The 8,326-nt window shown below is 69.3% G+C and carries 8 protein-coding genes; 7 read left to right on the top strand and 1 reads right to left on the bottom strand.

Features of this window, described 5'->3' with window-relative positions; all coding sequences use genetic code 11:
* Positions 1–178: 178 nt before the first annotated feature.
* The 7 genes from D7X55_RS30850 (at position 179) to D7X55_RS30820 (ending at position 7,322) form a co-directional block, all read left to right on the top strand.
* Positions 179–457, top strand: coding sequence for a PqqD family protein (locus D7X55_RS30850; RefSeq protein WP_121724935.1), 279 nt, complete (start codon positions 179–181; stop codon positions 455–457).
* Positions 458–988: 531 nt separating this feature from the next.
* Positions 989–1,600, top strand: coding sequence for a hypothetical protein (locus D7X55_RS30845; RefSeq protein WP_121724934.1), 612 nt, complete (start codon positions 989–991; stop codon positions 1,598–1,600).
* Positions 1,597–2,907 (top strand): MFS transporter, encoded by a 1,311-nt coding sequence (locus D7X55_RS30840; RefSeq protein WP_121724933.1) that lies wholly within the window; start codon positions 1,597–1,599, stop codon positions 2,905–2,907. The genes D7X55_RS30845 and D7X55_RS30840 overlap by 4 nt, the downstream gene beginning before the upstream one ends.
* Positions 2,904–5,033, top strand: coding sequence for a carbohydrate binding family 9 domain-containing protein (locus D7X55_RS30835; RefSeq protein ID WP_121724932.1), 2,130 nt, complete (start codon positions 2,904–2,906; stop codon positions 5,031–5,033). The genes D7X55_RS30840 and D7X55_RS30835 overlap by 4 nt, the downstream gene beginning before the upstream one ends.
* Before the next feature lie 21 nt (positions 5,034–5,054).
* Positions 5,055–5,897 (top strand): methyltransferase domain-containing protein, encoded by an 843-nt coding sequence (locus D7X55_RS30830; protein ID WP_121724931.1) that lies wholly within the window; start codon positions 5,055–5,057, stop codon positions 5,895–5,897.
* Between the two features lie 4 nt (positions 5,898–5,901).
* A complete protein-coding gene (locus tag D7X55_RS30825) occupies positions 5,902–6,732 on the top strand; it encodes a DUF692 family multinuclear iron-containing protein (protein WP_120552187.1) in 831 nt (276 codons plus the stop codon).
* On the top strand, positions 6,729–7,322 hold the full coding sequence (locus tag D7X55_RS30820; RefSeq protein ID WP_121724930.1) for a hypothetical protein: 594 nt from the start codon (positions 6,729–6,731) through the stop codon (positions 7,320–7,322). Before D7X55_RS30825 ends, D7X55_RS30820 begins: the two co-directional genes overlap by 4 nt.
* 16 nt (positions 7,323–7,338) lie before the next feature.
* Here the strand turns inward: D7X55_RS30820 and D7X55_RS30815 are convergent, their stop codons facing one another.
* Positions 7,339–7,833 (bottom strand): YbhB/YbcL family Raf kinase inhibitor-like protein, encoded by a 495-nt coding sequence (locus D7X55_RS30815; RefSeq protein ID WP_121724929.1) that lies wholly within the window; start codon positions 7,831–7,833, stop codon positions 7,339–7,341.
* Positions 7,834–8,326: the final 493 nt, after the last annotated feature.

The raw sequence follows: 8,326 nt of genomic DNA, 5'->3' as shown, positions 1-8,326 counted from the left end.
TCGCCCACCAGCGCACAACAGCCGCGCCCCGCTCTGGCACACCGCGGCGTCTCAAGACCTGTCACGTTCCCAAACCCTCTCATGGCTCCCCAACCCAAATCCTTGCATGTGTTGACACCCCGAATGAAGGCATTTACAAACATGGAATTGTAACAATCCGGTTTCAGAGGGGGATGTCTTGAACCTGCCTCGCGCGGCTTCCGGCGTCATCGTCCAACAGCAGGACGGAGCCTTCTTCCTCATGGATACGGAGGGCGGAGAGGTCTTCCGGGTGAACGAGACCGCCGCACGCATCTTCGAGTTGTGCCAGGGCGGCACGTCCCTGGAGGGAGCGGTGGTGTCGCTGGCGCGGCGGCTGGGCGCCGAGGGTCAGGAAGAGGCCATCCGCGCCGACGTGCGGCGCACCGTGACGCAGTTCCAGGAACTGGGGCTGTGCGAGCCCTCGCGCCCCGTCTGATTTCCCGCCGTCCGCGGTCATTCAAGTCTTTGGGAATCCCGTGCTCCCGGGTCGCCCCGGGTGCGCGCGATACCAGACGTGAGACGTCTCGTTGCGTCTGGAATGAAGCAACGGTGTGTTGGCAGGCAATGTCAGACCCCCTGTCCACACTCCGCCATGTTTCACCGCAGTGGCAGTGAACGCAGCAAACCACCCAGGAGAATCACCATGTACATCCAGTCCGAGATCGTCCGCGTGTCCGCGTCGTCCGACAAGTGCACCTGCTCCAACGGCATGGTCATCGCCTCGACGACCACGGTCGCGGAGTAGTCGCGCCCGCCGCTTCCCTCGAAACCCAAACCAAACCCAGGAGAACCACCATGTACATCCAGTCCGAGATCGTCCGCGTTGCCGCCGCCACCGACAAGTGCACCTGCTCCAACGGCATGGGCGTGATCGTCGTCGCGGAGTAACGCGTTTCACGGCCGGGAGGAGGGCGCCGTTCCTCCTCCCGGCTGTGTCTTTCCTCGCGCCCACCGACACGCCCCGCCCATGCTGCCCGCATCCACGCAGTTGTTGCTCTTCACCCAGGCGGACGTCGGCGGACACGCGCTCTTTCGAGTCGTGCCCGTGGAGGTGTCCGTGCGCCCCGGCCAGGGACGGCTGTGGACGGACGTGTCGCGGGGCAACGCCTTCACCCCCGCGTGGCAGGACCATGCGCGCCACCTGTCGGCGGTGGGCCGCGCGCGCTACGCGCTGCCGTGGGAGCAGACGGACCTGCACGTCTCGCCGCGCGGCCGGAACGTGACGCTGGATGGCCGGAGCGCGTCGCTGCCGCTGTTCGTCGCGTGGGTGGCGCTGCTGTCGGGCCTGCCGCTGCCGTCCCCCTTCCTGGGCACGGGCGTGGCGCTGGAGGCGCATGGCGAAAGGCTCGCGCCCGCGCCTCGCGAGTTCCTCCAGGGAAAGCTGGGCGTGGCGCAGGCCTACGTGACGCAGGTGTTCCCGCGGGCGGAGCGGGTCGCGGTGTTCGTGCCGGAGGGCAGCGGGTTCGACCCGGCGCCCCTGACGGCGCTGGACGTGCGGCCGGTGCCCACGCTCACGAAGGCGGTGGAGGCGGTGCTGGGGCTGAAGCCTGACGCCGCCACGGAAGGAGTGGGGGGATGATCCGCCAGGGCGTGGGTGCCATCCGGGAGATGTATGGCCTGACGCGGGGGCTGGGAAACCTGCGGGTGATGCTGGGCTCGGGGCTCCTGGGCATGGCGGCCTCGGGCCTGCTCAACCCGGTGATGCCTTTGTACCTGCGCGAGCGGGGCCTGGGCTTCCAGGAGATTGGCGCGCTCTACACGGTGGGGGCGCTGCTGCCCATCTTCGTGCAGCCGGTGCTGGGGGCGCTGTCGGACCGCCATGGGCGCAAGCCCTTCGTGGTGGGCCTGTCGCTCGTCACGTCGTTGATGGTGCCGGCGGTGGCGCTGGTGGACGACCCGCAGCCGCTCGCCGCCGTGATGATCCTCAAGATGCTGCTGTCGCGCAGCGCGGCGCCGGTGTCCAACGCGATGGTGGCGGACTTCGCGCCCGCGAAGCAGCGCGCCACCTTGTTCTCGCTGCTGGATGCCACGTCGAACCTGGTGTTCGTCGCGGCGCTGTTCGCGTCCTCCGCCGTCATCCGCGCGCTGTCGGTGGCGGGCACCTTCTTCCTGGCGGGAGGCCTGTTCCTCGCGGGCAGCCTGCTGCTCTTGGGGCTGGACGAACCGGCGCGGCCCGAGCGCGCGGAGGCAGGGCGCGGCGGCGCGGCGTGGGGCCTGGTGTTCCGGGGGCTGTGGTCGCCCTTCACCTACGTGAAGGACCGGCCGGGCGCGGCGGCGCTGTTCCTCTGGCAGTTCTTCTTCACCTTCGCGCTGGCGCTGTTCCCCACGTACCTGCCGCTGTACGCGGTGGAACTGGGCGCGCCCCGGGAGGCCGTGGGTCCGCTGGTGGCGGCGTCGTGGCTGACGTACGCGTTCGCGCAGCCCTTCGGCGGGCGGCTGTCGGACCGGCTGGCCCGGCGCGTGGGGCTGATTGTCCCGGGCCTCGCGGGCATGGCGGTGCTGGCCGCGGTGCTGGGGGCCTCGGGATGGCTGCCGCACGGCGCCGCGCTGGTGACGCTGGTGGCGGCCTGGGTGCTGCTGGCGATTCCGGACGGCCTGCACCGCTCCTCCGCGTCCGCGCTGGTGGTGGAGCAGTCCCCGGGCCCTTCCGAGCGCGGCCGGTTCATGGGCGCGCTGGGCGCCTGCGCCGCGCTGGCCTCCGTGCTCGCGCCCGTCACCTACGGCTTCGTCGCGCAAGCCGCCGGCATCGGCTGCACGTTCCTTCTCTCGTCGGTGTCCCTCGTGCTGGCGCTCGGCTGTGTGTCGCGCGTGCGCGAGGCGTCTTCACCCGTCACGCCTGAACCGGCCCCCATGGCCGCCCTCACCCCCACCTCGGAGCACGGATGAGTCCCCTTCGCCACGTGTGTCGCTGGGGCACCGCGCTGTTGGCCGCGCTGGTGCCCACGCTGGGACACGCTGATTCGACGTACAAGGTCTCCGCCACGCGGACGCAGGACGCCATCACCATCGACGGCAAGGGGGACGAGCCCGCGTGGCAGGCGGCCCCGGAGATTTCCGGCTGGTACCTCACGCGCGTCAACTACGGCAAGCCCGCGCCGGACGACACAAAGGTCCGCATCCTCTACGACCAGGACAACCTGTACTTCCTCTTCCACTGCATCGACTCCAAGCCGGAGCGCATCACCGGCTACACGGTGCAGAACGAGGGGTTCCTCCACCAGGAGGACAACATCACCATCATCCTGGACACGTTCCTGGACCACCGGAACGCGTACTACTTCTGGACCAACCCGCTGGGCGTGCGCACCGACGGGCGCATCGTGGATGACGGCGAGGCGTTCTCCACCAACTGGCGCGGCGAGTGGGAGACGAAGTCCACCATCGTGAAGGACGGGTGGATTTCAGAGGTCCGCATCCCGTTCGCCAACTTCCAGTTCGAGACGAAGGACGAAATCTCCTTCGGCATGCTCCTGGACCGTGAGCAGTCGCGAAACCAGGAGTGGAGCAACTGGACGCCGGACGGCGTCAACAGCGCGAAGGTGAGCCGCTACCCGCACCTGGAGGGCTTGAAGGGCATCAAGCCGCGCCCCATCTTCAGCATCACCCCGTACGTGGCCACCACGGTGGCGCTGAAGACGACGGACGACCGGGGCACCTTCCGTCCCAACGTGGGCGCGGACGCGCGCATCGACCCGGCGCCCTGGCTGTCGGTGAAGCTCACCGCCAACCCGGACTTCAGCGACGCGGAGGCCGACCAGAGCTTCCTGCTGCTGGACACGGATCTGCCGCTGCTGCCGGAGCGCCGCGCGTTCTTCACGGAGAGCGAGCACCTGTTCATCGCGCCCATCAACGTCTTCACCTCGCGCCGCATCGCGCTGCGGCCGCATGACCGGGTGTGGGGCGGCATGCAGCTCACCGGCAAGCTGGGCGGCTTGAGCTTTTCGATGATGGACATCCAGCACCGAGACTCCACCGGCCGGGACGCCAATGGCCGCGAGGTCTTCGAGAACGTCAACTCCGGCGTGCTGCGCTTGCAGCAGGACATCGGCAAGCGGTCGATGATTTCGCTGGTGGCGATCAACCGCAGCGGGCGGGGCGGGCTGTTCGGGGACTCGGACTTCCAGACGGTGGGCGTGGACGGCAACTTCCACCTCTTCGAGGAGTTCTTCATCCAGGCGCAGGCGCTGAAGAGCTGGAGCCCGCTGGGCAACGAGGACTCGGACGCGTACCACGTGGGCCTGCACCGCTTCGACACGCTGTCGGAGTTCTGGCTGCAGTTCGAGGACATCGGGAAGAACTACGCGAACCCGCTGGGCTGGACGCCGGTGGTGGACAAGCAGGGCTACAACTCGCGCGTGTTCCTCAACCCGTTCCCCAAGTGGCGCTTCCTGCCCCGGCTGGACGTGACGTGGGACTCGCTGTGGCGCCGCAACCACGAGGGTGAGCGCACGCGCTGGCGCAACCGCCTCAACGTGCAGCCCTACCTGCACCACGACTTCGCGCTCTACCTGGAGGGCATCTACGACGACAACCTGGGTTTCCGGGACCGGCTGGGCACGTTCGGCTTCACCCTGTTCCCGCACGACTGGCAGAGCTACACGCTCACCGCCGTCGCCGGCCGCTTCCTGGGCGGGGAGATCCGCGGCTTCAACGGCGCGGCGAACATCAAGATTGGCCCGCACATCGTCGCGCGCTTCAGCGGCTTCTACACGCGCAACTTCAACGTGCCCACGAACAGCGACCTCTACGGCACGTCGGGTGATGGCTACAGCTTCTCCGGCTACGCGCAGCTGCGCTACCACTTCAGCCCGGACCTCTACGCGCGCCTGACGTTGCAGAAGGGCGGCGTGTACGAGCTGGCGGACTACAACTCCGTGAAGGGCACGTTCCTGGACGCGATGGTGGGGTGGCACTACCGCCAGTGGAGCGACATCTTCCTCGTCTACACGGATCAGCCCTTCGGCGGCTCTCAGGAGCGGCGGATCCTCTCGAAAATCTCCTTCAACTACTGACCTGTCCCAAGGGCCATCCGCATGACCTCCGCCGACCCGCAGAGCCTCAAGCGCCGCTACGACGAGGTGTCCCCGAAGTACGACCAGGGCGCGCCGGACGCCATGGCCATCAAGCTGTTCTGGCTGACGTACGAGCACCTCACCTGGAAGCCGGTGGAGGCGCTGCTGCCCAGGGACGGCACGGCCTGGCGCGTGCTGGACGCGGGCGGTGGAGGCGGCAAGTTCGGCACGCGCTTCGCGGAAGGAGGGCACCACGTCACCGTGCTGGACATCTCTCCGGGCATGCTGGACGGCGCGAGGGCGCAGTTTGCCGCGAAGGGGCTCCTGGACCGCGCGGCCTTCGTGGAGGGCAACGTCGCGGCGCTGGAGCTGCCGGACGCGGCCTTCGACCTGGTCTTCTGCGAAGGCGACCCGGTGTCGTACTGCCTGGACGCGTACCCGCGCGCGGTGAAGGAGCTGGTGCGCGTGGCGAAGCCGGGTGCGCCGGTGGTGCTGGGCGTGGACAACCGCTACGAGGCGTTCTCCGGCTACCTGAAGCAGGGCAAGCCGCAGGAGGCCTTCCGCACGCTCCACGACGGCCGCACCACGTGCCCGTATGGCCTGCCGGTGCACGCCTTCACGGTGCGCGAGCTGGAGCGCGCGGTGGCGGGCGCGGGCGCGGAGTTGCTGGAGATCTTCGGCAAGCCGGTGATGTTCTTCGACATGCTCAAGGCGATGGCCGCCGCGCACGGCAACACCGCGCAAGCGCCGTGGGACGCGTGGGCCGCGCGAGAGGAGATATTGGCGTTGCAGGAGAAGCTGGCGCACGAGGGCTTCGCCGTCCTGGGGCAGCACCTCCAGGTGATGGCGCGGCGCAAGGGCTGACGCCATGGGCCTTCCCTTCCTGGGCGTGGGGCTCAGCTACCGCTGGGACCTCAACCCGCACCTGGCGCGCGGCAACCCCGGCGTGGACTGGCTGGAGGTGACGCCCGAGCACTTCCTGCCGCTCACGCCGGACTCGGAGCGGCGGCTGGAGTTGCTCGCGAAGCGCTATCCGCTGGTGGGCCACAGCCTGGAGCTGTCGGTGGGCTCGGACGGCGTGGACGCGCCCGGCTACCGGGACGGCCTGAAGCGCATCCGCCACGTCACGAAGAGCGTCTGGCACGGAGACCACCTGTGCTTCACGCGCGTGGGGAACCTGCCCCTGCGCGCGCTGACGCCGGTGCCGCTGACGGAGGAGGCGGTGGCCACGTGCGTGCGCAACGTGAAGGCCGCGCGGGCGGACCTGGACGTGCCCTTCGTGGTGGAGAACATCGCGTATCTCTTCCACACGCCGCTCAACACGCTGGATGAGGCGGAGTTCCTGCGCCGCGTGGTGGAGGGCGCGGACTGCGGCCTCCTGCTGGATTTGCACAACCTGTATTGCAACGCGGTCAACCACGGGTTCGACCCGTATGCCTTCCTGGACCGTCTGCCTTTGGACCGCGTGGTGCAGGTGCACCTGGCGGGCGGCATCACGATGGAGGGCTTGAGATTGGACAGCCACTCCGCGCCGTCGCCGGAGGAGGTGTGGCGCTTGCTGGAGTACGTCGCGCCCCGCAGCCCGGTGCGCGGGGTGAACTTCGAGATGGACAGCGGCTTTCCTCCCTTCGCGCGGCTGGTGGAGGAGTTGGCCCGCGCGCGCGCCATCCTCCAGCGCTGCGGTGCGAGCGCGGCATGAGCTACCCACGAACGCTGGAGGTCCTGGCGCGGCTGCACGTGGATCCGCGCTTCCGTGAAGCATGGCGCCACGACGCCCGCGCGGCCCTGGCCCCGCTGGACCTGACGCCGTTGGAAGCGGACGCACTCCAACGGGTGGAGCCCGTGGTGGTGGAGCGCGCGGGCCGGATGATGGACTTCCACCGCACCGAGCGCGTGCGCGAACAGCTCCCCTGGGTGGACGAAGCGAAGCGGCCGGAGCTGGCCGCGCTGCGAGCGCGCTTCCTCCAGGACGTGCCGCCGGAGGTGCTCAACCGCGAGGAGGCCATCGCGTACTGCCGCTTCCTGGAGGCGGGCGAGCACGCGAAGCTGCCCGCGTACGTGCCGCAGCTCGCCCGGTGCGAACGGCTGCGCCTGTCGCTCGCGTGGGGACTGGCCCCCATGCCGGCGTCAGGGCCGCGCGTGGAGTCCTTTGACTACCCGGTGCTCAGGCTGCTCGCCGCGCTGGACGCGCCGGGCTGGCCCCGGGTGGAGCCCAGGCCCACGCGCGTGGAGTACCTCAAGGTGCCTGGCCTGCCCGCGGTGATGCCGCGCGAGCTGCCGTCACCTTGAGGTCCCCCGTGCGCCCTCAGTGCCTGCGGTGGTGCGCCTTCTCATAGGTGCCCATCAGTTGCGTCTCCCCCACGATGTGGCCCTCCATCGCCTGGAGCAGCTGCGTGCGCGTGGGCTGGTTCAGGTCCGGCAGCACCGTGTCCAGGGCGTACAGCCTGAAGAAGTACCGGTGGTTGCCAATGGGCGGCATGGGCCCGCCGTAGTCCTGCCGGTTGAAGTCGTTGCGCCCCAGCTTCACCCCGTCCGGCAGCACCTCCAGGGTGGCCCCGTCCGGGATGTTCTGGGCGTTGACGGGGAGGTTGTAGAGGACCCAGTGGCAGAAGGTGCGCTGGGGGTTCGCCGGGTCCGGCGCGTCCGGGTCCTCCACGATGAGGGCCAGGCTCTTGGCCCCGGCGGGGAGGTTCTCCCAATGCAGCGGCGGTGCCTTGTCGTCGCCCTCGCCGGTGTAGGCGATGGGGATGGGCATCCCGTCCTTGAACTTCGGAGAGGTGAGCTCGAGCGGCTTCGGCATGCGTGACTCCTCGGGCATGAACGGCCAACGTGACCCCTGCCAAGCTGGCGATGCCCCAGCCCCGGTGCTGAGAGACGGAGGGCGCTCCGCCCGGCCGCCCGTCACCTCCCTGGGGCTCGGCTGCCGCTGATCCATCGGGCGCCCCCCGGGCCGCCTGCTCCTTCGAGCCTCTTCCACAGAGGAGAAACCACCCCTTTGGCCCCGGCGCCGTGGTAGCTGCGCTTGCGGGTGCCGCAACCGCTGCTGGCGGTGGGGTGCCCCGCGTCCCCGTAGCGGTTGCACGCGCCGCGCATTCGGTGCTAAGCGGCGCCCGCGCGTGTATGGGCGGGGTCGGGGTTGGTGGAAGGAAACCCAAGACTTTCCCGGGGTTTGGTGAGGCGTCCGCATGGCAGACCAGGAGCGTCGGAAGCAGGAGGACGCGCCGGGCAGTGAGCTGGGCGAAACGGCCCGGCAGATGCGGGCGGCGGAGCCGTACATCTCCGCGGTCTGGAAG

The sequence above is a fragment of the Corallococcus sp. AB049A genome, from assembly GCF_003668885.1.
GTDB lineage: Bacteria > Myxococcota > Myxococcia > Myxococcales > Myxococcaceae > Corallococcus > Corallococcus interemptor.
The sequence above is the reverse complement of the archived record's forward strand: the minus strand, read 5'-3'. Positions and strand labels throughout refer to the sequence as shown.